This window comes from Streptomyces pseudovenezuelae, assembly GCF_029892565.1.
GTDB lineage: Bacteria > Actinomycetota > Actinomycetes > Streptomycetales > Streptomycetaceae > Streptomyces > Streptomyces pseudovenezuelae_A.
Window position 1 is genome coordinate 43,859 of the sequence record NZ_JARXVH010000018.1, and the last position, 26,079, is coordinate 69,937.

The window sequence follows — 26,079 nt, forward strand, 5'->3', positions numbered from 1 at the left end:
GCATGCCTTCTGCCGTGCGCTTCGGCGTCAACTACACCCCCAGCGAAGGGTGGTTCCACCACTGGCTCGACTTCGACCTCGATTCCGTACGGGCCGACCTCGACTCCATCGCCGCACTGGGCCTCGACCACATCCGCGTCTTCCCGCTGTGGCCGTACTTCCAGCCGAACCGCACCCTGATCCGCCCCCGCGCCATCGAGCAGCTCGTCCAGCTCGTCGACGCCGCCGCCGAACGTGGCCTCGACGTCAACGTGGACGGTCTGCAAGGCCACTTGAGCAGCTTCGACTACCTGCCGGCCTGGACCCGGACCTGGCACCGGCGCAACCTCTTCACCGACCCGGACGTCCTCGACGGCCAGGCCGCCTACCTGCGCACCCTCGCCGCCGCCCTCGCCGACCGGCCGAACTTCATCGGCATGACCCTCGGCAACGAGGTCAACCAGTTCTCGGCGGGACCGCATCCCGACCCCGACCGGGCGACGTCCGACGAGATCGACGCGTGGCTCGCGCGCATGCTCGGCGCCTGCGAGCAGGGCGCCCCCGGCAAGCTGCACCTGCACGCCGAGTACGACGCGACCTGGTACCAGGACGACATGCCGTTCACCCAGGGCCAGGCCGCCCGGCACGGCGCCGTGACGGCCGTGCACTCCTGGGTCTTCAACGGCACCGCCCAGCGCCATGGCCGTACCTCCGTGCCGACCGAACACCACGCCGCGTACCTCGTCGAACTGAGCAAGGCCTGGGCCGACGCACCCCACCGCCCCGTCTGGCTCCAGGAGGTCGGCGCCCCCGCACCCCTGATCCCGGCCGAGCACGCCGCCGCCTTCACCGAGGCGACCATCGCGAACGCGCTTGACTGCCCCGACCTGTGGGGGATCACCTGGTGGTGCTCCCACGATGTGTCCCGCGACCTCGCCGACTTCCCCGAACTCGAATACGGGCTGGGGCTGTTGACCAATGACCGGAAGCCGAAGGACACGGCGCGGGTGCTGGCGGAGGCGGCGGCCCGCGCCCGCAGCCATGCCTCGGCAGCCACCTCCGGACCGCACACCCCCGCACCCCGCACCACCGCGCTCACGGTCCCCGCCGACCCGGCCGTCCGCTCGCTCTGCGCGCCCGGCGGACCGGTCTACGACGCCTTCTTCCGGCTGACCGCCGACGGCGTCCGGCCCACGACCGTCCTGGACACGCGCGCGGACGACAAGGATCATCTCGCCGCGCGTGGCATCACCGAAGTCGTCAGTCCCGAACAGGTACTCCCCACCCCACCAGGAGACACCAGCTCGTGAACCCCACCAGACGCACCGTCCTGATGGCCGGCGCGGCGGCCGCCCTGCTGCCGTCGGCGCCCGCCTTCGCGGCGATCCCGAAGGCCGACGCCGCCGCGACCCCGCCGTACGCCTCGTACTGGTACCCCGACTCGTTCCCGTCGGGCACCCCCGGCAGCGGCATCACCTGGCGCAGCCTGAAGAGCTGGACGGCCGCCGGTGACGCGGACCTCGCCTTCAACGCCGCTTCCGTGCCGCTCGCGACCCGCTTCACCCCCACCCAGGCGAACGCCACCGCCCGCTCCGGGCAGGCCCGCGTCCAGTCGCTGGTCTCCTTCGGACCGACGGCCAGTAACCCCTCCCAGGGTGCGGCGACCGCCGACTACTACGCGCTCACGCACTGGGCGTACATGGACGAGCTGGTGTTCTGGGGCGGTTCTTCGGGGGAGGGGCTGATCCTGGCGCCGAACGCGCCGATCGTGGACGCGGCCCACCGGCACGGGGTGCCCGTGCTCGGCAACATCTTCCTGCCGCCCACCGCGTACGGCGGCCAACTCCAGTGGACCCGCGACCTGGTGCAGAAGGACTCCGCCGGGCATTATCCGCTCGCCGCCCAACTCGTGGCCGTCGCCGCCGCGTACGGCTTCGACGGGTGGTTCGTGAACGCCGAGACCAGTGGCGGCAACACCGCCCTCGGCGCCGACATGCTGGGCTTCGTCAAGGAGTTGAAGGCACTCGCCGTGGCCCGGGGGCAGCGGGTGACCTGGTACGACTCGATGACCGTCAACGGCACGGTGAGCTGGCAGGGCGCCCTCAACACGCAGAACCAGGCGTTCTTCCAGGCCGCGGACGACATGTTCGTCGACTTCCGGTGGAGCACGAGCACCCTCGCCTCGTCGGGGCAGAAGGCCGTGGATCTGGGACGCAGCCGGTACGAGCTGTGGGCGGGTGTGGACGTCGAGTCCAACGGCTCCAACTCGTCGGTGAGTTGGGACGCGATCGTGCCGAGCACCAAGGCGCACGTCACGTCGATCGGCCTCTACCGGCCCGAGTGGACCCGCAACCACCTCCCCGCGAGCCGGACTCCGGGCGACTTCCATGCCGCCGACGACCGGTTCTGGACCGGGCGGTCCCTCGATCCCTCGCGGCCGGACACCACCGACCCCTGGCGGGCGCCGGCCGTGTCGGTGGCGGACCGGTCGACGGTCGGCTCGCTGCCGTTCGCGAGCGTGTTCAACACCGGGCACGGGCTGCGGTGGTACGACGGCGGGGCGGTCACGTCGGACGCGGCGTGGAACCACCTCGGGGTGCAGGACCTGCTTCCGTCGAGGCGCTGGGCGGTGCACACGTCCGGTCAACGGCCCGCAGCGACCTTCGACTTCGCGGATGCGTGGCGCGGCGGGAGCAGTGTCCTCGTCGCCGGTGTGCTGGACGCGCCGACGGTCTTGGAGGTGTACGCGACACAGCTGCCGATCAGTGTGAACACGGTTGTCGAGCTGACGTACAAGGTCGACGCGGGGGATGTGAACGTCGAGCTGGCGGTGGCGACCGAGGAGGCGAGTTCACCGGGGGCGACACCGCCGTACACGTATCTGCCTGTGAACTCGGGCAACGGGTGGCAGACCGTAACCGTTCCGCTCACAGGGCTCTCCGGGACGGTCCATGCGATAGGCGTTCGGCTCACCGGCTCCGGCGAGACCGCGCGGTGGCGGCTCGGTGGTCTCGCCGTCCATGACGCACCCGACACCCCCGACACCCCCGCCACCCCGTCCGACTTCGGCATCACCGCGGCCACCGGTGGCGACCTGCGCTTCGGCTGGAGCGCCGCCCCGGGCGCCGTACGCCACTACGAACTCCACCGTCTCCTGCCCGACGGCACCCCTCGCTTCCTCGGCGGCACCGGCCAGCGGGCGTACTTCGTCACCGGGCTCAAGGCCGAGCAGGGTGAGCAGGCAGCACGGTTCGAGTTGCGTGCCGTGGGGGAGCTGTACACCTCGTCGGCTCCCGTCACGGTGACTCACACCTGGTAGCCGTCACCCACAACCGGTAACCGTCCACCCAGTCTTGGAGCACCCCGCATGCATGACGACCGCAGCCTGGTCGAAGCCCGCCTCAAGCGCGTCCTCGACGAGCGCGTCCGCCCCGCCGTCCATCCGGAGTCCGTACCGCTGGAAGTGGCGGTGTGGAACGCGCCCGGCGAGCCCGTGCCGGTCGACGAAGGGCTCGCGGCCGAGCCCGAGCCGATCGAGGTGGGTGCCCGGTGGGGTGCTCCTTGGGGGACCAGTTGGTTCCGCGTCTCCGGGACGGTCCCGCAGGCGTGGGCCGGCAAGACCGTCGAGGCGATCCTGGACCTCGGCTTCGACGAGAACATGCCCGGCTTCCAGTGTGAGGGCCTGGTCTACCGGCCCGACGGCACCCCGGTGAAGGGCCTCAACCCCCGCAACCAGTGGGTGCGCGTCGGCGCGCCCGTCGAAGGCGGCGAGGAGGTCCGCCTGCACGTCGAGGCCGCCTCCAACCCCGTCATCCTCGACTACCACCCCTTCCTGCCCACGCAGTTGGGCGACAAGGACACGGCCGGCAGCGAACCGCAGTACACGCTCACCCGCATGGACCTCGCGGTCTTCGACGAGACCGTGTGGCAGCTCGTGCTCGACCTGGAGGTGCTCGGCGAGCTGATGGCCGAGCTGCCGGTGGACTCGGCCCGCCGCTGGGACATCCTGCGCGCACTGGAGCGGGCCCTCGACGCCATCGACCTCCAGGACGTCAACGGGTCGGCGGAGCGGGCCCGTTCATGCCTCACCGGCGTCCTCGCCGCCCCCGCCGTCCCCTCCGCCCACCGCATCAGCGCCGTCGGCCACGCGCACATCGACTCCGCGTGGCTGTGGCCGCTGCGCGAGACGGTCCGCAAGGTGGCCCGTACGACCTCGAACATGACCGCCCTGCTTGAGGACGAGCCCGAGTTCGTCTTCGCCATGTCGCAGGCGCAGCAGTGGGCGTGGGTGAAGGAGCACCGGCCCGAGGTGTGGGCGAAGGTGAAGAAGGCCGTGGCGGACGGGCGGTTCGTGCCGGCCGGCGGTATGTGGGTCGAGTCGGACACCAACATGCCGGGCTCGGAGGCGATGGCCCGTCAGTTCGTGCACGGCAAGCGGTTCTTCATCGACGAGTTCGGCGTCGAGAACGACGAGGCCTGGCTCCCCGACACCTTCGGCTTCGCCGCGGGCCTGCCGCAGATCATCAAGGCGGCGGGCTCCAAGTGGCTGCTGACGCAGAAGATCTCGTGGTCGCAGACGAACAAGTTCCCGCACCACACCTTCCGTTGGGAGGGCATCGACGGCACCCGGATCTTCACGCACTTCCCGCCCGTCGACACCTACAACTGCTCGATGAAGGGCAGCGAGATCGCCCACGCGGCGACCAACTTCAAGGACAAGGGCGTCGCCCGGCACTCCCTAGCCCCCACCGGCTGGGGTGACGGCGGCGGTGGTAGCACCCGCGAGATGGTCGCGAAGGCGGCCCGGCTGCGGGACCTGGAGGGTTCGGCGACCGTCGTCTGGGAGACCCCGCGGGAGTTCTTCGAGAAGGCCGAGGCCGAGTACCCCGAGCCGCCGGTCTGGGTCGGCGAGCTCTACCTCGAACTCCACCGCGCCACCCTCACCAGCCAGGCACAGACCAAGCAGGGCAACCGCCGCAGCGAACACCTCCTGCGCGAGGCCGAACTGTGGGCGGCGACGGCGGCCGTACGGACCGGATTCCCTTATCCGTACGAGGAGTTGGACCGCATCTGGAAGACGGTCCTGCTGCACCAGTTCCACGACATCCTGCCGGGTTCCTCGATCGCGTGGGTCCACCGCGAGGCCAGGCGGACGTACGCGCGGCTCGCCGAGGAGCTGACCGGCATCATCGACGCCGCCCAGCGCGCCCTGGCCGGCGAGGGCACGACGTCCCTCGTCTTCAACGCGGCCCCGCACACCCGCGCCGGCATCCCGGCCGGCGGCGCGGGCGAGACGGCCGCCGACGGCGAGACGACGGTCACCGCGCGCGAGGGCGGCGGACACGTCCTGGACAACGGCCTGCTGCGGATCGCAATCGACGCCCAGGGCCTGGTCGTATCGGCCTACGACATCGAGGCGGACCGCGAGTCCGTCGCGCCGGGCCGGGCGGCCAACCTCCTCCAACTCCACGCGGACTTCCCGAACATGTGGGACGCCTGGGACGTGGACGAGTTCTACCGCAACACCGTCACGGACCTCACCGACGCGGACGAGGTCGTGCCGGAGGGGAACGGGGTGCGGATCACCCGTACCTTCGGAGCCTCCCGCGTCACCCAGGTGCTGTCCCTGGCGCCGGGGGAGCGGCGGCTGCTGGTGGACACGGAGGTGGACTGGCACGAGACGGAGAAGTTCCTCAAGCTGGCTTTCCCGCTGGACGTGCACGCCGGACGGTACGCGTCGGAAACCCAGTTCGGGCACTTCCACCGGCCCACCCACACCAACACCAGCTGGGAAGCGGCCAAGTTCGAGGCCTGCAACCACCGTTTCGTCCACCTGGAGGAGCCGGGCTGGGGCGTGGCCGTCGTCAACGACTCGACGTACGGACACGATGTGACCCGGACCGTGCGGACGGACGGCGACCGCGGTACGACCACCACTGTCCGGGTCTCCCTGCTCCGTGCCCCGCGCTTCCCGGACCCCGAGACCGACCAGGGCGTCCACCGCTTCCGGCACGCGCTGGTGCCGGGCGCGGGCATCGGGGACGCGGTGCGCGAGGGCTGGCGGATCAATGTGCCGGAGCGGCGGCTTGAGGGCGCCGGCGAGGTCGCGCCGCTGGTCACCGTCGACCGGGACGCGGTCGTGGTGACGGCGGTCAAGCTGGCCGACGACGGGAGCGGTGACGTGGTCGTGCGCTTCCACGAGGCGCACGGCGGGCGGGCGCGAGCGACGCTCACGGCCGGGTTCGAGGTCGCCGGAGTGACGGCGACGGACCTGCTGGAGCGACCGCTCGCCGAGGCGGAGGCGCCCGCGCCCGAGGTGACGGGCAATCAGGTCGCTCTGCGGCTGCGGCCGTTCGAGCTGGTGACGCTGAGGTTCAGCCGGGCCTGACGCATCAGGTCTGACGGGGAGCGGGCGGGCACCGAAGGGCCCGCCCGCTCCCCGTCCTACGCCTGGTCACTTAGCTGCGTCCGCAGCCACTGCTCCACCTCGCCGACATGCGCGGCAGCCGCCGCCCGTGCCGCCTCCGGGTCGTGCGCCACCAGTGCCCGGTGGATCGCCGCGTGCTCCCGTCGGGTGCGCTCGAAGGCGCCCTCCTCCTGGTAGCCGCGCCAGACCCGGGCCCGGAAGGTCCGTGAGGACAGGCCCTCCAGGATGGCGGCCATGGTGTCGTTGCCGGCCGCCGTCGCGATCTCGCGGTGGAAGGCGAGGTCGTGGGCGAGGATCACCTCGGGATCGTCGGTGGCGTTCATCGCGGTGAGGTGCTTCTCGACCTCGGCGAGCTGGTCCGGCGTGATCCGGGCCGCCGCCAGCGCGGTCGCCGTCGACTCCAGGACACGCCGCACCTCAAGGAGCTCCACCAGCTGCGGGCCCCGGGACAGATCGGCGACCACGCCGAAGGTCTCCAGGAGATCGCCGGCCTCCAACTGGGTGACGTAGATCCCCGAGCCGTGCCGGGCCTCCAGCACGCCCAGCACCGTCAGCGCGCGGATCGCCTCGCGCATCGAGCTGCGGGAGATGCCGAGTTGGACCGCGAGGTCGCGCTCGGTGGGCAGTCGCTGGCCGGGCTCCAGGCGGCCCTCGCCGATCATGCCCTTGATCTGCTCGATGGCGCGCTGGGTCACGGTGCCCTTCTGCGGAGCCGTCTCGTCCACGCCGTTCCTCCAGTCACCGGGTGCGCCGAAGTCTAACCGGCAAGGTGGTAGGACCACTATGGCCTGAATCAAGGAAAATCTGCCGCTGGAGGGTGTTCTTTCGAGGGAGTGGTCTGATAAGTATGCCGTCATCTGCTTGAACAAGCTCAACGAGGAGCCGCCAGATGCCCGGCAGGACAGTGGGGAAGCGCAGCAGGTTTCGATTGGTCGGTGCGGTGGCCGCGGCGGCGAGCGTGTCGCTCGTGCTCGCCGCGTGCGGCAGCACCAAGGACACCGGCGGCTCCGGCAGCGCGGGAGGCGGTGGCGACGGCAAGGTCGGGGTGATCCTGCCCCTGCTGACCTCGCCGTTCTGGCAGTCGTACAACGACTACGTGCCGAAGATGGCCAAGTCCGAGGGTGTCGACGCGCTGAAGACGGTCAACTCCAACAGTGACCCGGCCCAGCAGATCACCGACATCAACAACCAGCTCAACCAAGGCGTGAAGGGCCTGGTCGTGGCCCCGCTGGACAGCGCCGCGATCGAGGCCGGACTCGACCAGGCCGACCGCAAGGGCGTGCCCGTGGTCGCGGTCGACGTGGCGCCCGACAAGGGCAAGGTCGCGATGGTCGTGCGCGCCAACAACGTGGCGTACGGCGAGAAGGCCTGCGAGTACCTGGGCCAGCACATCACCAGCGGCAAGGTCGTGCAGATCATGGGCGACCTGGCCTCGGTCAACGGCCGGGACCGCTCCGAGGCCTTCCGGGACTGCGCGAAGAAGAAGTACCCCAAGCTCAAGGTCCTGGAGATCCCGGCCAAGTGGGAGTCCGACACCGCGGCCTCCAAGCTGGACACCCTCCTCAACGCCAACCCCGACATCAAGGGCATCTACATGCAGGCCGGCGGCGTCTACCTGGCGCCCACCCTGCAGACCCTCAAGTCCAAGGGGCTGTTGAAGACGGCCGGTACGGCGGGCCACATCGCCATCGTCTCCAACGACGGCATCCCGCAGGAGTTCGACGCCATCCGCAAGGGCCAGATAGACGCGACGGTCTCGCAGCCCGCCGACGCCTACGCCAAGTACGGCATGTACTACATCAAGGCCGCGATGGACGGGAAGACCTTCAAGCCCGGGCCCACCGACCACGACTCGACCATCGTCAAGCTGCCCAGCGGCATCCTGGAGGACCAGCTGCCGGCGCCGCTGGTGACGAAGGACAACGTGGACGACCCCAAGCTGTGGGGGAACACGGTCAAATGAGCACGGCCGTGATCACGCCTCTGGTGGAGGCCGTCGGCGTCGTCAAGCGCTACGGCCCCACCACCGCCCTCGCGGATGGCCGGCTCACCGTGCTGGCCGGCGAGTCCCACGCCCTCGTCGGCCGCAACGGCGCCGGCAAGTCGACCCTGGTCCAGGTCCTCACCGGACTCCAGGCGGCCGACGAGGGTACGGTCCGCTTCGACGGCGAGCCCGCGCCCGCGCTCGCCGACCGCGACGCCTGGCGCCGCAAGGTGGCCTGCGTCTACCAACACCCCACGGTCGTACCCGAGTTGACCGTGGCGGAGAACCTCTTCATCAACCGCCAGCCGCTGAGCCGCGGTTTCATCAGCTGGCGCCGGCTGCGCACCGAGGCCACCGAACTCCTCGACACCTGGGACGTGCACGTCGACCCGGAGGCGCGCACCGCCGACCTCAAGGTCGAGGATCGCCAAATGGTGGAGATCGCCCGGGCGTTGAGCTTCGGCGCCCGCTTCATCGTCCTCGACGAACCCACCGCCCAGCTCGACAACCGCGAGATCGAGCGGCTCTTCGGCCGCATGCGCGGACTCCAGGACTCGGGCGTCACCTTCCTGTTCATCTCGCACCACCTGCAAGAGGTGTACGAGGTCTGCCAGACCGTCACGGTGCTGCGCGACGCCCGCTGGATCACCACGGCCCCCGTCGCGGACCTGCCGAGGGCGGCCCTGGTGGAGGCGATGGCGGGGGAGAGCCTGGAGACGATCGCCGAACAGGCCGTACAGGAGAAGATCGTCGACGACAGCGCGCCGATCCTTCTCGACGCCCGCGGGCTCACCGCGGACGCCTACCAGGACGTCGACCTGACCGTCCGCCGCGGCGAGGTCGTCGGGCTCGCCGGATCCAGCGGCAGCGGCAAGATCGAACTCGCCGAGTCGCTCGCCGGGCTGTACTCGCCGACGGGGGGCACCGCTCGACTCGACGGCAAGCCCCTCCCGTTCGGCGATGTGCAGTCCGCGCTGCGGGCCGGCGTCGGCTGTGTGCCCCGCGACCGGCACGAGCAGGGCCTGGTGGTCGGCATGACCATCGGCGACAACGCCACCATGACCGTCCTCGAACGGCTCGGCCGGTTCGGCCTCGTCGGCACCGATCGCAAACGCGCCTTCGCCACCGAGCTGATCGACCGCCTCGACATCCACGCCGAGGGCCCCGAACAACCCGTCTCCGACCTGTCGGGCGGCAACGCGCAGAAGGTCGTCATGGCCCGCGCCCTCGCCTCGGAGCCACGGCTGCTGGTCCTCATCAACCCCACGGCGGGCGTGGACGTGAAGTCCAAGGAGTCGCTGCTCGCCCGCGTGGACAGCGCCCGCGAGGACGGCACCGCCGTGCTCGTCGTCTCCGACGAACTCGACGACCTGCGGCGCTGCGACCGCGTCCTCGTCCTCTTCCACGGCCGCGTCGTCGCCGAGTACTCGGCGGGCTGGCGCGACCACGAGCTGATCGCCTCCATCGAAGGAGTGGACCATGGCTGACACCAAGGCTCCGCCGGTGAAGCCGGTGAGCATACCCGACACCCGGTCGGCGAGGGCGGTGCTGCTGCGCCGGGCCCGTGAACTCGCCCTCGTCCCCGCACTGTTGCTGCTCCTGCTGCTCGGCGCGCTGCTCAACGACTCCTTCTTCACCGAGGCCAACCTGATCTCCATCCTGGCCTCGTCCGCGGCGCTCGCGATGGTGGTGCTCGCCGAGTCGCTGGTGCTCATCACCGGCAAGTTCGACCTGTCCCTGGAGTCGGTCGTCGGCATCGCGCCGGCGGTCGCGGCGCTCCTGGTGCTGCCCGCCGCACAGGCCGGCTGGGGCACCGAACTACCCGCCGGACTCGCCCTGTTGGCGATCCCCCTGGTGGGCGCGGTGATCGGCGCCTTCAACGGCATCCTCGTGGTGAAGGTGAAGCTCAACGCGTTCATCGTCACCCTCGCCATGCTGATCATCCTGCGCGGACTGCTGGTCGGCGCCACCAAGGGCAAGACGCTCTTCGGCATGCCGGACTCGTTCTTCTCGCTGGCCACCAGCACCTTCCTGCGCATCCCCCTGTCGGTCTGGGTCGCAGCCATCGCCTTCGCCATCGCCGGGTTCTTCCTCAAGTACCACCGCCTGGGCCGCTCGTTGTACGCGATCGGCGGCAACCTGGAGGCGGCCCGCGCCGCCGGCATCCGCGTCGACCGGGTACGGCTCGGCGTGTACGTCGTCGCCGGTGTCCTCGCCTCCCTCGGCGGCCTCATGTACACCGGCTACGTCGGCGCGATCGGCGCCAACCAGGGCCAGAACATGATCTTCACCGTGTTCGCGGCGGCCGTCATCGGCGGCATCAGCTTGGACGGCGGCCGGGGCACGATGTTCGGCGCCCTCACCGGCGTACTCCTGCTGGGTGTGGTGAAGAACATGCTCACCCTGGCCCAGGTGCCGTCCTTCTGGATCGACGCCATCTACGGCGGAATCATCCTGGTCGCCCTCATGATCGCCCGCCTGACGACGGGGCGCGCCCAGGACTAGGACCAGGGCCGCGACGCCGAGCGGAATCCGAAAGGAGCCGAGCGGAATCCGAAAGACAGGCCCTGTCCGCGCCTCGCCCCCCGCCACCGACCGAAAGGCCCTACGTGTCCCCGACGCCCGTCCGCATCACCGCGGTCGACACCTACGACATCCGGTTCCCGACCTCGCGCGAGCTCGACGGCTCCGACGCGATGAATCCGGACCCCGACTACTCGGCCGCGTACGTCGTGCTGCGCACGGACGCGGCGGACGGCGTACAGGGGCCGGAGGGGCACGGTTTCACCTTCACCATCGGGCGGGGCAACGAGGTCCAGGTCGCCGCGATCCACGCACTGCGCCACCATGTGGTCGGCCGGTCCGTGGACGAGGTGTGCGACGACCCGGGGGCGCTGTACCGGGACCTGATCGGAGACAGCCAACTGCGGTGGCTGGGGCCCGAGAAGGGCGTGATGCACATGGCGATCGGCGCGGTCGTCAACGCCGTGTGGGACCTCGCGGCCAAGCGCGCCGACAAGCCACTGTGGCGCCTGCTCGCCGACGCCGAACCCGAATGGCTGGTCGGCCAGATCGACTTCCGCTACCTCACCGACGCGCTCACCCCCGAGGAGGCCCTGGAGATCCTGCGCCGGGGCCGGGCCGGCGCGGCCGAACGCACCGCCGACCTGCTCGCCCGCGGCTTCCCCGCCTACACCACCTCACCGGGCTGGCTCGGCTACGAGGACGAGAAGCTCACCCGGCTCGCCGCCGAGGCGGTCGCCGACGGCTTCCGCCAGATCAAGCTGAAGGTCGGCGCCGACCTGGAGGACGACATACGCCGCTGCCGGGTCGCCCGCGCGGTCGTCGGCCCCGACATCCGCATGGCGATCGACGCCAACCAGCGCTGGGACGTGGCCGAGGCGATCCGCTGGACCAAGGCCCTCGCCGAGTTCGACCCGTACTGGGTCGAGGAGCCCACCAGCCCCGACGACGTCCTCGGCCACGCGGCCATCCGCGCCGCCGTCGCCCCCGTCAAGGTCGCCACCGGCGAACACGTCCAGAACCGGATCGTCTTCAAACAGCTCCTCCAGGCCGGCGCCCTCGACATCGTCCAGATCGACGCGGCCCGCGTCGGCGGCGTCAACGAGAACCTCGCGATCCTGCTGCTCGCGGCCAAGTTCGGCGTCCCGGTCTGCCCGCACGCGGGCGGCGTCGGCCTGTGCGAACTCGTCCAGCACCTCTCGATGTTCGACTATGTGTCGGTGTCCGGCACCGTCCAGGACCGGGTCATCGAGTACGTCGATCATCTGCACGAACACTTCCTCGACCCGGTGGTGATCCGCGAAGGTCACTACACGGCACCCACCGCGCCGGGCTTCTCCGCCGCCATGCGGCCGGAGTCCATCGCGCGGTACACCTTTCCCGGCGGCATCTTCTGGGCCGCCGACCTGGACGAGAAGAAGGGACGGGCGGCATGACCGACTTCGAGGGACTGAAGGCCCTGGTCACAGGAGGCGCCTCCGGTATCGGCAGGGCGACGGCCGACCTATTGGCCGCACGTGGCGCCCAGGTCGCCGTCCTCGACCTCGACCCCTCCACGGTGGAGAAGCCACTGCTGGGCTTCCGGGCCGACGTCACCGACGACACCTCGGTCCGGGAAGCGGTGGCGGCCGCGGCCGCCGAACTCGGCGGCCTCGACGTGGTGATCAACAACGCCGGTGTCGGCGCGCAGGGCACCGTCGAGGACAACGACGACGCCGAGTGGCACCGCGTTCTCGACGTGAACGTCGTCGGCATGGTCCGCGTGGCCCGCGCCGCGCTGCCGCACCTGCGGGAGTCGCAGCACGCGGCCATCGTCAACACCTGCTCGATCGCGGCCACGGCGGGCCTGCCCATGCGCGCCCTGTACAGCGCGACCAAGGGCGCCGTGTACTCCCTCACGCTCGCCATGGCCGCCGACCACCTCCGCGAGGGCATCCGCGTCAACTGCGTCAACCCCGGTACGGCGGACACCCCTTGGGTCGGCCGACTGCTGGACTCGGCCACCGACCCGGCCGCCGAACGCGCCGCGCTGGAAGCCCGCCAGCCCAGCGGCCGGCTCGTCTCGGCGGCCGAAGTCGCGGGCGCCATCGCCTACTTCGCCAGTCCCCTCTCCGGCGCCACCACCGGCACCTCGCTCGCGGTGGACGGCGGCATGCAGGGCCTGCGGCTGCGCCCGGCGGGCCAGTGAGCACCCTCGGCCGCAGCGGCGTCCCGGTCAGCCCTCTCGCCATGGGCGCCGCCCCGCTCGGCAACCTCTACAGCGAACTCGGAGAGGAACAGGCCCACGACGCCGTGGCCACCGCCTGGCAGCAGGGCATCCGCTACTTCGACACGGCCCCGCACTACGGCATCGGCCTGTCCGAACGCCGCCTGGGCGCGGCCCTGCGCGAGCACCCGCGGACCGAGTACACGATCTCCACCAAGGTCGGCCGCCGACTGGAGCCGACGCCGGAAGCGACCGGCGACGACCTCGCCAACGGCTTCGCCGTCCCCGCCACCCACCAGCGCGTCTGGGACTTCAGCGCCGACGGCGTACGCCGCACCCTGGAGGCCAGTCTCGAACGGCTCGGCCTCGACCACGTGGACGTCGTCTACCTCCACGACCCCGACGACCACGCCGAAGAGGCCTTCCGCGAGGGCTATCCGGCCCTGGAGAAGCTCCGTTCTGAGGGCGTGGTCCGGGCCATCGGCGTCGGCATGAACCAGACCCCGATGCTCACCCGCTTCGTCCGCGACACGGACGTCGACGTCGTCCTGAGCGCGGGCCGCTACACCCTCCTGGACCACTCGGCCCTCGCCGAACTCCTCCCGGCGGCCCAGGAACGCGGCACGTCCGTCGTCATCGGCGGCGCCTTCAACTCCGGCCTGCTGGCGGACCCGAAGCCCGGAGCGACGTACGACTACGCCGCCGCACCAAGGGAGTTGCTGGACCGGGCCCTGCGCCTGCAGTCCCTCGCCGAGCACCACGGCACGACGTTGCGCGCCGCCGCCCTGGCGTTCTGCGCCGCGCATCCGGTGGTCGCGAGCGTTCTGGTCGGCGCGCGGTCGGCGGCCGAAGTCCGGGACTGCGCCGAGCAGTTCGCTGCGCCCGTGCCGCAGAAGTTCTGGGCGGAACTGCGCGCCGAGGGCCTGATCCCGCCCGACGCGCCCGTGCCCTCCGAGCCCGCGCCCGGTGTCGAGGAGCCGTCATGAGAGTCGCCCTGCACACCAAGGTCCGCGCGGACCGCGTCGACGAGTACGAGGCCGCCCACCGCGAGGTCCCCAAGGAACTGACGGCCGCGATCCGCGACGCCGGCGCCACCTCCTGGACCATCTGGCGCAGCGGCACCCACCTCTTCCACCTCCTGGAGTGCGAGGACTACGCCCGCCTCCTCGCCGCGCTGAAGGAACTCCCCGTCAACGTCGCCTGGCAGGCACGGATGGTCCAACTCCTCGAAGTGGTCCACGACTACTCCGACGAAGGCACCGACGCGAGCCTGCCCGTCGTATGGGAGCTGCCATGACCGTCGACGCCCACCACCACATCTGGGACCTCTCGGTCCGCGACCAGGACTGGATCCCCGAACACAGCCCCCTGCGCCGCGACTTCACCCTCACCGACCTCGCCCCCGAGGCCCGCGCGGCCGGAGTCGACCGCACCGTCCTCGTCCAGACGATCACCGTGGCGGAAGAGACCCCGGAGTTCCTGGCCCTGGCGGACGCACACGACCTCGTCGCCGGCGTCGTCGGCTGGACCGACCTCACCCGCCCGGACGTGGCCGACGAACTGGCCCGCCTGCGGGAACTCCCCGGCGGCCACTACCTCAAGGGCATCCGCCACCAGGTCCAGGGCGAGCCCGACCCGGAGTGGCTGCTGCGCCCGGACGTCCACCGGGGCCTGGCGGCGATCGCGGAGGCGGGCCTGGTCTACGACCTGATCGTGCAGCCCCACCAGCTCCCCGCCAGTGCCAAGGCCGCCGCGTCCCACCCCGAACTCACCTTCGTCCTCGACCACTTGGGCAAGCCTCCGATCGCGTCCGGCGCCCTGGATCCCTGGTCCGCCGACTTCCGCACGCTCGCCGCCCTGCCCAACGTGGTTGCCAAGCTTTCAGGTCTGGTCACCGAGGCGGACCTGGAGACGTGGACCGTCGCCGACCTGAGGCCTTACACGGACGTGGCCCTGGACGCCTTCGGCCCCGACCGGCTGATGTTCGGCTCGGACTGGCCGGTGTCCCTGCTGGGCGCGACGTACGGACAAGTGATGGACGCGGCACGGGAGTTGACGCCCGAGTCCACGCACACCCAGATCTTCGAGACCACCGCCACCCGCGTCTACGACCTCTGAGTGCTTGGGCCTTGCAGGTTGCGGCCTCCGGCGGCTACGAACTCCGAGCCACCCCGGCCAGCCGTGTCGGCGGCAGATACTCCCGCACGAACGTCCGCTCCCACCACGCCCCCGTCTCCCGCAACTCCCGCCAGCTGGTGTACCGGTACCGGAACAGCCGGGCGCGGACATAGCGGGGCGGGGCGTCGGGCGGGAACGGGGAGTGGCGCAGGAGTCGTAGGGTGTCGCGGTCGTTCTCCAGCAGGCGTTCCACCAGCGCGCCGAACCACGTCTCGGCATAGGCCGGCGAGAGCGCCGCGAACCACATCAGCCAGTCGAGGCGCAGGTGGTACGGCGCGAACTGGCGTGGCCGGCGGCGCGGATCGCCCGGCTTGGCCTTGAACTCGTACTCCCGCCAGTCCGAGTCCTCGCGGGGCACGTCCTCGGCCGTGCCCTCGATCACCACCTCGTACCGGACCCGGCTGACCGTGCCGAACGCGCCGTAGGTGTTGACCAGATGGAGCGGGTCGAAGGAGCGGTTCATGACCTGGCGGCGGGAGAGCATGTTGCGGACCGGCTGGTAGCTGAGGCCGACGAGCAGGGTGGTGACGGCGAGGACCAGCACCTCGTACCAGAGTGGGGCGGCGGGCACCGACGCCGGTGCCTTGCCCGGGAGTCGCAGCGCGGAGAGCGCGAGCACGATGGTGATCCAGTTCAGCCAGGAGAAGTTGCCGGACAGGACCAGCCAGAGCTGGGTCAGGATCATCAGGGACGCGGCGGCCGTGGCGACCGGCTGTGGGGTGAACAGCAGGACGGGCACGATGAGTTGGGTGACGTGGTTGGCTGCTGCCTCGACCCGGTGCAGCGGGCGGGGGAGATGGTGGAAGAACCAGCTCAGCGGGCCCGGCATCGGCTGGGTCTCGTGATGGTGGTAGAGGCAGGTCAGCTTCCGCCAGCAGGCGTCGCCGTGCATCTTGATCAGACCCGCGCCGAACTCGACGCGGAACAGGATCCAACGCAGCAGGAAGAGCAGCACGACCGGTGGAGCCACGTCGTCGTTGCCGAGGAGGACCGCGACGAAGCCCACCTCAAGGAGCAGCGACTCCCAGCCGAACGCGTACCAGGTCTGGCCGACGTTCACGATCGACAGGTACAGCGCCCACGGCACCAGCCACAGCAACATCCCTGCCCAGAGCGGTAGTTGGGAGTCCAGTCCTGCGATCAGGGCGACCGACACCCCGCAGCCGGTCCAGGCGCAGGACGCGAAGAACCGGTCGGAGTAGTGGAGTTGGAAGAGGCTCGGCGCCTGCTTGAAAGGCACCCGGGCGACCAGTCGGGAGACGGGAAGCATGCCGCGTTCGCCGATCAGTGCACGGAACTGCAGGGCCGCCGTCAGGAACGCCACCAGGTACATGCCCGCGAGAGCCCGCTGGAAGACCAGTCGGCTCCACCAGTAGTCGGATGCGGTGAACCACTCCACGGCCGCCCCCACCTCCCTCCGCCTCCGCTGCCCTGTTCGCGTCGGAACCCTATGTCACTCTCCGTATATCCCGCCTCCGCTTGCGTAACCCAAGTGAGTGAAGCAGACAATGGTGACGATCTGCCTGTAGTGAGGCGGGAGGACCAGGTGCGAACAGTCACCGGAACCATCGCCACAGCCTGCGCGCTCTCGGCGGCGCTCCTCGTCGCCGGGTGCGGCGGCGACGGCGGCAAGGACACGAAGTCGAGCGGAGAGGTCTTCCTGCAGCCGGCAGCGGCGCAGGGACCCGACCCCTTCACCGAGTCGACGGCCACCGCGCCGGTCACGCCGTCGCCGGTCACCCGAGAGCCGCGACCGGCCCGTACGAACCACACGGCGCCGACTGTCTCCGGTCACGACGTCCGGTCCATCCAGGGCGGCACCCCGGGCCTCTACGCCGGCACCGCACGCGTAGGCAGCTGTGACGTGAACCGGCAGATCGACTACCTGAACGCCGACCCGTCCAGGGCCCGCGCCTTCGCGCAGGCGGAGGGCGTCTCCCAGGCGTCCGTCCCCGCCTTTCTGCGCGGTCTGGCTCCCGTGGTGCTGCGCGCCGACACCCGGGTCACCAACCACGGCTACCGCGCCGGACGGACGACCGGCTTCCAGTCCGTCCTCCAGGCCGGCACCGCAGTCCTCGTCGACAACGGGGGCGTACCCCGAGTCCGCTGCGCCTGCGGCAACCCGTTGAAGCCGCCGGTCGCCCAGCACGGCGGCTACGCCACGAGCGGGCGCCCGTGGTCCGGCTACCGGCCCGCCCAGGTCGTCGTCGTGACCCCGGCTCCCCAGGTGATCACCAACGTCACGATCATCAACATCGTCGACAACACCTGGATCGAGCGGCCCATCGGCCACGACGTCCACCACGACCACGTCGTTCCGTCGCCGCTCCCGCTGACCCCGACGCCCACACCCACGCCGAGCCCGACGACACCCACGCCGAGCCCGTACGACAGCGAGTCGAGCGCCGACGCCTCACCGCGGGAGAACAGCACGTCGCCGACCGGCGAGAGCGACGAGAACGCCGTCACGTCCCCGTCGGCCACGGACTGCGTCACCCCGACCGTGACCGTCACCCCGGGCGCCACCGACGACGTGGTGCCGTCCCGGCCGCCCATCGATCGCCCGGCCTGCCCGACGGCGACGGTCACGGCCACACCGCCCGCGACCGCGCCGACGACCGCCCCCGACTCCCTCACGCCCGGGCTGACGACCACCGTGCCGGGGGAACCCGAGTCCCCGCCGGACTCCGCCGACGAGATCGGGCCCGAGACCGTCCCGGAGACCCCGGACCTGCCCGACGGCGGCGGGCTGATCCCCGACGAGACGGACACGACCCGCAGGACTCTCGACAGCCCCACCGACCTCCTCGGCGGCTGACCTCGGACTCGGACCGGGACCGAGTCCCGGACCCGGCCAGGGCCCGTGCAGGACCGCTCCGGCCGGGTCGAAGAATCCGGCGAATCCTGGCAAGGTGGGCCCATGGTTGATCGGGGAGCGAGCGCCCTGTCACTCCCGGACGACTGGCCGGCCCACCCGGATCCGATCCTGGCGCTCAATCGCATGGGCAGTTTCGACTGGGACCTGGACAACGGCCTGTTCCACATGGACGCCCAGGCCCACGAGGTCTTCGACCTGCGCCCCGACGAGTACGACGACCACCCCGAGAGCCTCGCCGTGCGGGTCCCCACGGCCGAGGGCCACCGGCTCGACGCCCTGGTCTCCCAGGCGCTGAAGGACGGCAGCGAGAACTACGGCGCCTACTTCCGCATCCGCCGACGTGACGGCACCCTGCGCTGGACCCACACCCAGGGCTACATCCGGCGCGACGAGACGGGCCGTCCCCGCCGGATCATCGGCATCCTCCGTGACGCCACCCAGGAGCTGAGCGACACCGAGGCGCGCAGCGAGCAGGCCGCCCAGGACGCGGCCCGGCGCGAGCAGACCAACGTCGTCCAGCTGACCACGGCGGCCCTCGCGCACGCCCGCTCCGTCCAGGACGTCATCGACGTCCTCAAGGACACCCACGGCCTCACCCATCTGGGCGCCACCAGCCTGGTCATGGGCCAGGTCGAGGCCGGCCGGATCCGGCTGATCGCCGAGGGCCCCGCGGGCAGTTTCGTGCCCGGCACCCTCGTCACCCGGATCGACGAGCCCTACCCGATGGGCGAGGTCGTACGGACCCTCACCCCGCGCTTCATCGAGTCCCCCGAGGAGTTCGCCGAGCGCTATCCGATCCTCTGGCCGCACCTCACCGACCTGAACATCACCGCCGCCGCCTACCTCCCGCTGATCGCCCAGGCCCGTCCGATCGGCGCGATGGGCCTGCTCTACAGCGACCGGCGCGGCTTCTCGCCGGAGGAGCGCAACGTCCTGGTCGCCCTCGGCAGCAGCATCGCGCAGAGCCTGCAGCGGGCCATGTTCTACGAGCAGGAGAAGGACCTCGCCACCAGCCTCCAGCAGGCGATGCTGCCGCGGTCCATCCCCAGCGTGCGCGGCGCCGACGTCGCCGTCCGCTACCGTGCGGGCTCCGCCGCGGGCACCTTCGGCCGGGACATCGGCGGCGACTGGTACGACCTGATCCCGCTGCCCGGCGGCCGGGTCGGCGCCGTCATCGGCGACGTCCAGGGCCACGACACGCACGCGGCCGCCGTGATGGGCCAGCTCCGCATCGTCCTGCGCGCCTACGCCGCCGAGGGCCACACCCCCGCCACCGTCATGGCCCGCGCCTCCGTCTTCCTGCACGAACTCGACACGGACCGCTTCGCGACCTGCCTGTACGCGGAGGCCGACCTGGCCACCGGTGTCGTCCAGGTCGTCCGGGCCGGCCACATCGACCCGCTGATCCGGTACGCCGACGGCAGTTGCCGCCGGATCCCCGTCGAGGGCGGCCTCCCGCTCGGCCTGTCCGCCGAGTTCGCCGGCCTCGACTACCCCGTCGCGACCCTGGAGCTCGACCCCGGCAACACCCTCCTGCTGTGCACCGACGGCCTGGTCGAGATGCCCGGCGCCGACCTCGATGAGGGCATGCAGACCCTCACCGCCCTCATCCGCAACGGACCGGACGACGTACGGGATCTCGCGGACTGTCTGATCGACGTGGCCGAGGAGCGCAACGGCGACGACGACGTGGCCCTGCTCCTGCTGCGCCGCCGGGGCCTGGAGGCCCAGCAGTCCGGCGGCCGGCTCCAGCAGCACGTGGCACCGGGCGACCCCGAGGCGCTGACCCAGGCCCGCCACATGATCCGGGCGGCGGTCCGGGCCTGGGGCGCCCGCGACCGCGCCGACGAGATCGAACTCGTCGCCGACGAACTGATCACCAACGCCCTCATGCACACCGAGGGCGCCGCGATCGTCACCCTCAGGGTCCTCACCGACGGCGACCGCCGCCTGCGTGTCGAGGTCGAGGACTCCTCCAGCGCCCTGCCGCGCCGCCGTGAGGCGGGGGAGTCGGGCGTCTCCGGACGCGGCCTGCTCCTGGTCGACCTGCTCACGGACGTGTGGGGCGTGGAGGCGCGGGGCGGCGGCAAGTGCGTGTGGTGCGAGTTCGTGGTGCCGGACCGCGACTGAACCCACCTGGCGTTGTCGGCGCCGGATGGCACCCTGGACGTATGCCGGAACTCCCCGAGGTCGAAGCGCTCAAGGACTTCCTGACCGAGCACCTGGTCGGACGCGAGATCGTCCGCGTGCTGCCCGTCGCGATCAGCGTCCTGAAGACGTACGACCCCCCGCTCACCGCCGTCGAGGGCCGCGAGGTCGTCGCCGTGCACCGGCACGGCAAGTTCCTCGACCTGGAGACGGCCGGCGGCCCGCACTTCGTGACCCACCTCGCCCGCGCCGGCTGGCTGCACTGGAAGGACAAGCTCCCCGACGGCCCGCCCCGCCCCGGCAAGGGCCCCCTCGCCCTGCGTGTGGCCCTGGAGACCGGAGAGGGCTTCGACCTCACCGAGGCGGGCACCCAGAAACGCCTCGCGGTGTATGTCGTCCAGGACCCCCAGGAGGTCCCGGGCGTCGCCCGCCTGGGTCCGGATCCGCTCGCCGACGCCTTCGACGAACAGGCCTTCGCGGAGCTCCTCAAGACCGAGAGACGCCAACTCAAGGGGGCACTGCGCGACCAGACCCTCATCGCGGGCGTGGGCAACGCGTACAGCGACGAGATCCTGCACGCCGCGAAGATGTCCCCGTTCAAACTTGCCGCGTCGCTCACCCCGGAGGAGACCACCCGCCTCTACGAGGCTCTGCGCGGCACGCTCACCGAGGCGGTCGAGCGCTCCCGCGGCGTGGCCGCCGGCCGTCTGAAGGCGGAGAAGAAGAGCGGCCTGCGCGTCCACGGCCGCACCGGCGAAGCGTGCCCGGTGTGCGGCGACACCATCCGCGAGGTCTCCTTCAGCGACTCCTCGCTCCAGTACTGCCCGACCTGCCAGACCGGCGGCAAGCCACTCGCGGACCGGCGGATGTCGAAGCTGCTGAAGTAGGAGGCTCTCGCTCGCCGCACGCGGGCGGTCCTCGACGAGCCCTAGGCCGGGTCGAGCGTCACCAGGTGTTCGCCGTCCGCCGTGCGCACCTCGTAGTGGTCGATCTCGTCGGGGTGCATGGCCGCAGTGCCCTGGATGGTGTTGGGCCGGGCGTCGTGGCTGGGCACGGTCCAGCTCGTGACGGTCTGCTCGGAGCCGTCGCGGCCGACCACGACGAGGCGGCAGGAGCGCGGTCCCGCGCCGTCCTTCACCTGGACCTGGATCGCGCTGCCCGACTCGTCGTCGGCGACCTTCACCTCCGCCCACACGCCCGTCTTCGCGTCGGTCGCGGCGACCTGCACGTCGTGGTCGCCGCCGCCCGCGTACATCGCGATGCCGGGGCCGGCCACGGCGATCGCCACGGAGGCGGCGACCGCGTACAGGAAGCGCCGGCGTCCGGCCTGATGTCGGGCCGCCACCGCGCCCAGCAGCCGGTCGAGCAGCTGCGGACCGGGCTTGGCCATGGGGTGCACGAAGCGCGGGGTCGCCCGGCGATACAGCATCATCTGCCGGGTGATGGGCCCGAACTCGGTCACGTGTGCCGCGCAGCGCGCGCACTCCATGAGGTGGTCCTCGAAGCGGAAGGCCTCCGCCTCGTCCAGCACGCCGAGCGCGTACGCGGCGACGTCGCGATGCCTCTCCAGGGACCTCATGCCGAATCCTCGTGCCGTTGGGTGCGGGTTGGGTTACTCGTTGCTCCCACCGGTACGCACCAGACCGCCGAATCACTCAAGGCACATACAGAATCGCAATCAAGGGATTCGTAGCGCCCCAGCCCCCGGATTGGTCCGGATTCGAAACGGACTTAAAAAAGGTGGATGGCGAGGTGGCCGAGGGGCAGGCCGAGTTGCCACGCTTTCGTCCACACCTTGGGTCCCTCGTCCTCGCCGACCGCCGGACCGCCGCCCGGCACCGCCGCGTTGAGGTCGGGCGCGAGCAACTCCGTCTCCTCCAGCCAGCGCCAGGCCTCCTCCGCCAGGGCCAAGTCCGGTGCGGGTGCGCCGGATTCGAGCGCCTCGGTGGCGAGCAGGGTCATCCGCTCGCCCACCCAGTCCTGCCAGGGCTGGTCGTACGCGGTCAGTGACAGCCAGGTCTCCAACTGGGAGACCACCCGGATGCCCGAGAGTTCGCCGTCGGTGTCGGACAGGAAGATGGTGAGCGCCAGGGCATCCCGCCCGGCGCGGAACTCGAAGGACGTAGGCGGCATGAGATCGCCCGTCCGCAACAGCTCGTCGGCGATGTACTCGGCGTACAACCAGGCCATGGGGACGATGAGTTCGCCTTCGCCTGTGCCGTCCGCGCTCTCGTGACCTCTGTGCAGCATCCCTTCCTGCCTTCCTCCGGTGCGTGCGCGATGCCCGTCGCCGGGCCCCAGTGCGGAACACGGATGAAGACAGCCGATTACTCAACCATGGTCGTCAGCAAGGCGCTTTACAGAGGTTTGACCAAGCCTTCGGTTTCACCGCAGGTCGGCTGCATATCCGGGAAGCACCCGACGCAGGGCACGCAGCGCGTAGTACGCGCGGGACTTCACGGTACCGGCAGGGATCCCCAGCGTTTCGGCGGCTTCCGCCACACTCGCCCCCTGGAAGTACACGAGCACCAGGACTTCACGGTGCTCCGGAGTGAGTGTCTTCACAGCCTCGCGTACGTCGAGGGCGGCGGCCGCCCGCTCGGCGTGGTCGGCGATCACGCGTGAGTTCTCCAGGATCGCGTCCCCGACCTCGGGCGGACGTGCCTGCCGGGCCCGCCGCGCGTCGATGGCGAGCCGCCGCCCCACGGTCATCAGCCACGGCCGTACGGAGTCGAAGTCGTCGGCGCGCAGGGCCTCGGGATGCTGCCAGGCCCGCACCAGCGTCTCCTGGACGAGGTCCTCGGCGCGCTGCCGGTCGCCGTCACAGAGCCGGAGCAGGAGCGCGAAGAGGGGCCGGCCGTGCTCGCGCTGCAGCGCGACGAGCTCGTGCTCGGCGGTCGTCCCGTTCGTGAGGGTGGTTCCGGCCGTCATGGGCGTATGGCATCGCAGGGGGCCGTTTCGGGACAGGGCGCGCACAAGGATCTGCGGCGGACGGTCGATCGCGTCGACGAACGGTCCGATGAACGGTTCCGTCCGCTACGCGCGCTGCGCCGGGAAGCCCCATCCCGCGCACCGGACGGGTCAATCGGCGTGTCGAGGGCGTTCGAGGGCGCCCTCGGCTCCGTACCTTTTGTCATTAAAGATGACCACAGTGGGGTGAGCTGATGATTGCACGCAGACGGCAGATGGCCCTGGCCCTCACCGCGATCCTCGTCGGAGGTGCCGCCTGTCAGGCCCAGGACCACCAGGAGTCCGCCCGGTCCGGACACCCGGCCCCGGCGGCGTCGCCGGACGGCGGGTTCACGCTCGTCGCCTCCGGTGACGTCCTCCCGCACAGCTCGATCATCGACCGCGCGCTCTTCGACGGGGGCGGCAAGGGCTACGACTTCCGGCCGATGCTCGAAGGCGTCAAGCCGATCGTCTCCGGCGCCGATCTGGCGCTGTGTCACATGGAGACCGTCTACGGCGCGAACGGCGACTACACCGGCTATCCGACCTTCAAGTCCCCGCCCGAGGTGGCCCGGGCCCTCGCCGCCACCGGCTACGACGGCTGCTCCACCGCCTCCAACCACAGCCTCGACGACGGCGCCGCCGGCATTCTGCGCACCCTCGACGCCCTCGACCGTGCGGGCGTGGGCCACGCGGGCACGGCGCGCACGGCGGCCGAGGCAAGCGCCGTCACCGTCCTGCGCGCCGGCCGGGCCAAGGTCGCCCACCTCGCCTACACCTACGACACGAACGGCTTCCCGCTGCCGCCGGGCGAGCCGTGGGCCGTCGACCTCATCGACCAGAACAAGATCCTGGCGGACTCCCGGGCCGCCCGACGGGCCGGCGCCGACGTGGTCGTCGTCTCGCTGCACTGGGGCACCGAATGGCAGGACGCCCCCGACGAGCAGCAACTCGCCCTGGCCAAAACACTCACCGCCGCACAGACCGACGGCCGCCCCGACATCGACCTCGTCCTCGGCACCCACGCGCACGTCCCGCAGGCCTATGAGAAGGTCAACGGCACCTGGGTGGTCTACGGCATGGGCGACCAGATCGCCGGCGAGATGACCAACTACGAGGGCGTCCAGGACCCGCGCGGCAACGAGTCCACCATCGCCCGCTTCACCTTCGCCCCGCCGGCGTCGCCGGGTACCCGGTGGCGAGTGACCAAGGCCGAGTTCATCCCCCAGCAGTTCGACATCGACGCGGGACGCGTGACCGACCTCAACCGGACGCTCGCCGAGGGGGCCGACGTGCGCAGTGTCCGCGACCGCATCCGGGACGTGGTGCTCAGCCGGGGCGCGGGCAAGGACGGGCTGGTGATGGGCGAGTAGCCGGGGGGGCTGGTGGCGGGGGAGTGGCCGGCGGGGCGTGGGTCAGTCCGCGTCCGCGGGGTCGAAGGTCCGCAGCATCTCCTTCAACACGCGTGCGCACGCCCGGAGTTCGGCGTCGGTCAGATCCCCGCCGACCTGTCGGTTCAGGGCGTGCTCGCGCGCGAGGATCGCGGTGATGACGGCCTCGCCCTCGCCCGTGATCCGGATCAGCGAGGATCGCTGGTGCGCGGGGTTGGGTGTGGCCTCGGCCCAGTCCCGGTCCACCGCGTCGTTGACCATGCGCTGCACGAACTGCCGGGTCAGCGCCATGACACGGCCCATCTGGGGCACCGTCATGGGCCCGTACCTGTGCAGCAGGACCAGCACCGAGCGCACGCCGACGGACACCCCCTCGACCGCCTCGTCCTGCTCCAGCTTGCGCAGGCCGCGCCGGTAGAGCGCGCCGATGAGATCGAACACCTCGCTGACGCGGTCGCCGAGATCGTCGGGGGGCAGCGGTGCGTCGATGTCGTTCACCCAGCCATGATGACACCTTGGTTGCCAAAGTCGACTGGAGATGACACCTTGGTTGTCATGACAGCTGCTTCGGAACTGAGCAATGCGGAACTGGGCCATTCAGATCTGAGCCATTTCCCGTCCGCCGACGGCGACCTCGCCTACCGCGACAGCGGTGCCGGTGACCTCGTGGTCCTCGTGCACCCCGGATACGTCGACCACCGGATCTTCGACGACCAGATACCGGCCCTCGTCTCGGCGGGGTACCGGGTGATCGCCCCCGACGTGCGCGGCCACGGCTGCTCGGCCAACGCGAGCAAGCCGTTCCGCTGGGCCGACGACCTCGGCGCACTGCTGCGTCACCTGGACGGGGGACCCGCCGTCCTGGTCGGTGCGTGCATGGGCGCGGCCGTCGTGACCGACACCGTGCTCGAACACCCCGAGCTGGTCCGTGCCGTGGTCGTCGCCGGGGGTGGCACCAGCGTGTTCGAGCACACCGACCCGTGGACACTGGAGCGCGCGGCCGAGTCGGCCCGGCTGGTGGCCGCCGGTGACCTCACCGGCTGGATCGAGACCTTCGCCAAGAACGTGGCCGGACCGCACCGCTCAGTCGCCGACATCGACCCGGAACTGGTGCGCCGGATGCGGGAGATGGCGGCGCACACCGTCGCCAAGCACACCGTCGGGGAGACGAACTGGTACGTGCCGCTCGACGCCCCCTGGAGCAGGGTGCCGAAGATCGACGTACCCGTTCTCGCCGTCCACGGCGCACTCGACGCGGACGACGGCATCGACATGGCCGAACGCTTCGCCAGGACCGTCCCGAACGGCCGCTCCGTGACGATCGAGGACGCCGGACACTTCCCCAACCTGGAGCGGCCGGACGCCTTCAACGCGGCGCTGCTCGACTTCCTGCGCTGCCTCTGACCGCGCGGCCTC

General features: G+C 71.0%; 22 protein-coding genes. 16 read left to right on the forward strand and 6 right to left on the reverse strand.

Going from position 1 to position 26,079, the window contains the following annotated elements:
- The first annotated feature begins 2 nt into the window (after positions 1-2).
- From M2283_RS40035 to M2283_RS40045, 3 genes are read left to right on the forward strand one after another with little or no spacing between them, the layout of a single operon-like run.
- Positions 3-1,289, forward strand: a complete 1,287-nt coding sequence (locus tag M2283_RS40035) for a glycoside hydrolase 5 family protein (protein ID WP_280881464.1) — start codon at positions 3-5, stop codon at positions 1,287-1,289.
- On the forward strand, positions 1,286-3,298 hold the full coding sequence (locus tag M2283_RS40040) for an endo-beta-N-acetylglucosaminidase (protein WP_280881465.1): 2,013 nt from the start codon (positions 1,286-1,288) through the stop codon (positions 3,296-3,298). Before M2283_RS40035 ends, M2283_RS40040 begins: the two co-directional genes overlap by 4 nt.
- A gap of 48 nt (positions 3,299-3,346) precedes the next feature.
- Positions 3,347-6,367 carry an alpha-mannosidase gene (locus M2283_RS40045; protein WP_280881466.1) on the forward strand — a complete coding sequence of 1,007 codons (3,021 nt, stop codon included), beginning with the start codon at positions 3,347-3,349 and terminating at the stop codon, positions 6,365-6,367.
- Positions 6,368-6,423: 56 nt separating this feature from the next.
- Here M2283_RS40045 and M2283_RS40050 read toward each other — a convergent pair whose 3' ends face one another.
- Positions 6,424-7,131, reverse strand: coding sequence for a FadR/GntR family transcriptional regulator (locus tag M2283_RS40050; protein ID WP_280881467.1), 708 nt, complete (start codon positions 7,129-7,131; stop codon positions 6,424-6,426).
- Positions 7,132-7,295: 164 nt separating this feature from the next.
- Between M2283_RS40050 and M2283_RS40055 the strand changes: the two genes are divergently transcribed.
- The 8 genes from M2283_RS40055 to M2283_RS40090 all read left to right on the forward strand — a co-directional run bounded on the left by M2283_RS40055 (position 7,296) and on the right by M2283_RS40090 (position 15,237).
- On the forward strand, positions 7,296-8,369 hold the full coding sequence (locus M2283_RS40055) for a sugar ABC transporter substrate-binding protein (RefSeq protein WP_280881468.1): 1,074 nt from the start codon (positions 7,296-7,298) through the stop codon (positions 8,367-8,369).
- Entirely contained in the window at positions 8,366-9,877 is a 1,512-nt protein-coding gene (locus tag M2283_RS40060) for a sugar ABC transporter ATP-binding protein (protein WP_280881469.1), read from the forward strand. The genes M2283_RS40055 and M2283_RS40060 overlap by 4 nt, the downstream gene beginning before the upstream one ends.
- Entirely contained in the window at positions 9,870-10,895 is a 1,026-nt protein-coding gene (locus M2283_RS40065; protein WP_280881470.1) for an ABC transporter permease, read from the forward strand. Before M2283_RS40060 ends, M2283_RS40065 begins: the two co-directional genes overlap by 8 nt.
- A gap of 104 nt (positions 10,896-10,999) precedes the next feature.
- Positions 11,000-12,349, forward strand: coding sequence for an L-fuconate dehydratase (locus M2283_RS40070; protein WP_280881472.1), 1,350 nt, complete (start codon positions 11,000-11,002; stop codon positions 12,347-12,349).
- Positions 12,346-13,101, forward strand: a complete 756-nt coding sequence (locus tag M2283_RS40075) for an SDR family NAD(P)-dependent oxidoreductase (protein WP_280881473.1) — start codon at positions 12,346-12,348, stop codon at positions 13,099-13,101. Before M2283_RS40070 ends, M2283_RS40075 begins: the two co-directional genes overlap by 4 nt.
- The gene (locus tag M2283_RS40080) at positions 13,098-14,105 is read left to right on the forward strand and encodes an aldo/keto reductase (protein WP_280881474.1); all 1,008 of its coding nucleotides are present in this window, start codon (positions 13,098-13,100) and stop codon (positions 14,103-14,105) included. Before M2283_RS40075 ends, M2283_RS40080 begins: the two co-directional genes overlap by 4 nt.
- Positions 14,102-14,416, forward strand: a complete 315-nt coding sequence (locus M2283_RS40085; protein WP_280881475.1) for an L-rhamnose mutarotase — start codon at positions 14,102-14,104, stop codon at positions 14,414-14,416. The genes M2283_RS40080 and M2283_RS40085 overlap by 4 nt, the downstream gene beginning before the upstream one ends.
- Entirely contained in the window at positions 14,413-15,237 is an 825-nt protein-coding gene (locus tag M2283_RS40090; protein ID WP_280881476.1) for an amidohydrolase family protein, read from the forward strand. Before M2283_RS40085 ends, M2283_RS40090 begins: the two co-directional genes overlap by 4 nt.
- A 34-nt stretch (positions 15,238-15,271) precedes the next feature.
- On the opposite strand, the gene M2283_RS40095 is transcribed toward M2283_RS40090, so the two are convergent.
- A complete protein-coding gene (locus M2283_RS40095) occupies positions 15,272-16,696 on the reverse strand; it encodes a lipase maturation factor family protein (RefSeq protein WP_280881477.1) in 1,425 nt (474 codons plus the stop codon).
- Between the two features lie 147 nt (positions 16,697-16,843).
- Between M2283_RS40095 and M2283_RS40100 the strand changes: the two genes are divergently transcribed.
- From M2283_RS40100 to M2283_RS40110, 3 genes are all read left to right on the forward strand, one after another.
- A complete protein-coding gene (locus tag M2283_RS40100; protein WP_280881478.1) occupies positions 16,844-18,115 on the forward strand; it encodes a DUF6777 domain-containing protein in 1,272 nt (423 codons plus the stop codon).
- Between the two features lie 102 nt (positions 18,116-18,217).
- A complete protein-coding gene (locus tag M2283_RS40105; RefSeq protein ID WP_280881479.1) occupies positions 18,218-20,305 on the forward strand; it encodes a SpoIIE family protein phosphatase in 2,088 nt (695 codons plus the stop codon).
- 41 nt (positions 20,306-20,346) lie between these two features.
- Positions 20,347-21,210: an Fpg/Nei family DNA glycosylase gene (locus M2283_RS40110; protein WP_280881480.1), complete on the forward strand. Its 864-nt coding sequence runs from the start codon at positions 20,347-20,349 to the stop codon at positions 21,208-21,210.
- A 41-nt stretch (positions 21,211-21,251) separates the two neighbouring features.
- On the opposite strand, the gene M2283_RS40115 is transcribed toward M2283_RS40110, so the two are convergent.
- From M2283_RS40115 to M2283_RS40125, 3 genes are all read right to left on the reverse strand, one after another.
- Complete coding sequence (locus M2283_RS40115) at positions 21,252-21,902, reverse strand: zf-HC2 domain-containing protein (RefSeq protein ID WP_280881481.1); 651 nt, start codon at positions 21,900-21,902, stop codon at positions 21,252-21,254.
- Between the two features lie 152 nt (positions 21,903-22,054).
- Complete coding sequence (locus tag M2283_RS40120; protein WP_280881482.1) at positions 22,055-22,573, reverse strand: hypothetical protein; 519 nt, start codon at positions 22,571-22,573, stop codon at positions 22,055-22,057.
- Between the two features lie 135 nt (positions 22,574-22,708).
- The gene (locus tag M2283_RS40125) at positions 22,709-23,254 is read right to left on the reverse strand and encodes a sigma-70 family RNA polymerase sigma factor (protein ID WP_280881483.1); all 546 of its coding nucleotides are present in this window, start codon (positions 23,252-23,254) and stop codon (positions 22,709-22,711) included.
- Between the two features lie 233 nt (positions 23,255-23,487).
- Between M2283_RS40125 and M2283_RS40130 the strand changes: the two genes are divergently transcribed.
- Positions 23,488-24,645, forward strand: a complete 1,158-nt coding sequence (locus tag M2283_RS40130) for a CapA family protein (RefSeq protein ID WP_280881484.1) — start codon at positions 23,488-23,490, stop codon at positions 24,643-24,645.
- Between the two features lie 42 nt (positions 24,646-24,687).
- Here M2283_RS40130 and M2283_RS40135 read toward each other — a convergent pair whose 3' ends face one another.
- Positions 24,688-25,161, reverse strand: a complete 474-nt coding sequence (locus M2283_RS40135) for a MarR family winged helix-turn-helix transcriptional regulator (protein WP_280881485.1) — start codon at positions 25,159-25,161, stop codon at positions 24,688-24,690.
- Between the two features lie 57 nt (positions 25,162-25,218).
- Here M2283_RS40135 and M2283_RS40140 point away from each other — a divergent pair, with 57 nt between their 5' ends.
- Entirely contained in the window at positions 25,219-26,067 is an 849-nt protein-coding gene (locus M2283_RS40140; RefSeq protein WP_280881486.1) for an alpha/beta fold hydrolase, read from the forward strand.
- The last annotated feature ends 12 nt before the right edge of the window (positions 26,068-26,079 follow it).

What these genes read in the sequence shown, in the direction of transcription:
- M2283_RS40065 (WP_280881470.1), top strand. Translation starts at nt 9,870, where the DNA reads ATGGCTGACACCAAGGCTCCGCCGGTGAAGCCGGTGAGCATACCCGAC.
- M2283_RS40140 (WP_280881486.1), top strand. Translation starts at nt 25,219, where the DNA reads ATGACAGCTGCTTCGGAACTGAGCAATGCGGAACTGGGCCATTCAGAT.
- M2283_RS40085 (WP_280881475.1), top strand. Translation starts at nt 14,102, where the DNA reads ATGAGAGTCGCCCTGCACACCAAGGTCCGCGCGGACCGCGTCGACGAG.
- M2283_RS40035 (WP_280881464.1), top strand. Translation starts at nt 3, where the DNA reads ATGCCTTCTGCCGTGCGCTTCGGCGTCAACTACACCCCCAGCGAAGGG.
- M2283_RS40115 (WP_280881481.1), bottom strand. Translation starts at nt 21,902, where the DNA reads ATGAGGTCCCTGGAGAGGCATCGCGACGTCGCCGCGTACGCGCTCGGC.
- M2283_RS40105 (WP_280881479.1), top strand. Translation starts at nt 18,218, where the DNA reads ATGGTTGATCGGGGAGCGAGCGCCCTGTCACTCCCGGACGACTGGCCG.
- M2283_RS40110 (WP_280881480.1), top strand. Translation starts at nt 20,347, where the DNA reads ATGCCGGAACTCCCCGAGGTCGAAGCGCTCAAGGACTTCCTGACCGAG.
- M2283_RS40090 (WP_280881476.1), top strand. Translation starts at nt 14,413, where the DNA reads ATGACCGTCGACGCCCACCACCACATCTGGGACCTCTCGGTCCGCGAC.
- M2283_RS40075 (WP_280881473.1), top strand. Translation starts at nt 12,346, where the DNA reads ATGACCGACTTCGAGGGACTGAAGGCCCTGGTCACAGGAGGCGCCTCC.
- M2283_RS40130 (WP_280881484.1), top strand. Translation starts at nt 23,488, where the DNA reads ATGATTGCACGCAGACGGCAGATGGCCCTGGCCCTCACCGCGATCCTC.
- M2283_RS40120 (WP_280881482.1), bottom strand. Translation starts at nt 22,573, where the DNA reads ATGCTGCACAGAGGTCACGAGAGCGCGGACGGCACAGGCGAAGGCGAA.
- M2283_RS40045 (WP_280881466.1), top strand. Translation starts at nt 3,347, where the DNA reads ATGCATGACGACCGCAGCCTGGTCGAAGCCCGCCTCAAGCGCGTCCTC.
- M2283_RS40125 (WP_280881483.1), bottom strand. Translation starts at nt 23,254, where the DNA reads ATGACGGCCGGAACCACCCTCACGAACGGGACGACCGCCGAGCACGAG.
- M2283_RS40055 (WP_280881468.1), top strand. Translation starts at nt 7,296, where the DNA reads ATGCCCGGCAGGACAGTGGGGAAGCGCAGCAGGTTTCGATTGGTCGGT.
- M2283_RS40060 (WP_280881469.1), top strand. Translation starts at nt 8,366, where the DNA reads ATGAGCACGGCCGTGATCACGCCTCTGGTGGAGGCCGTCGGCGTCGTC.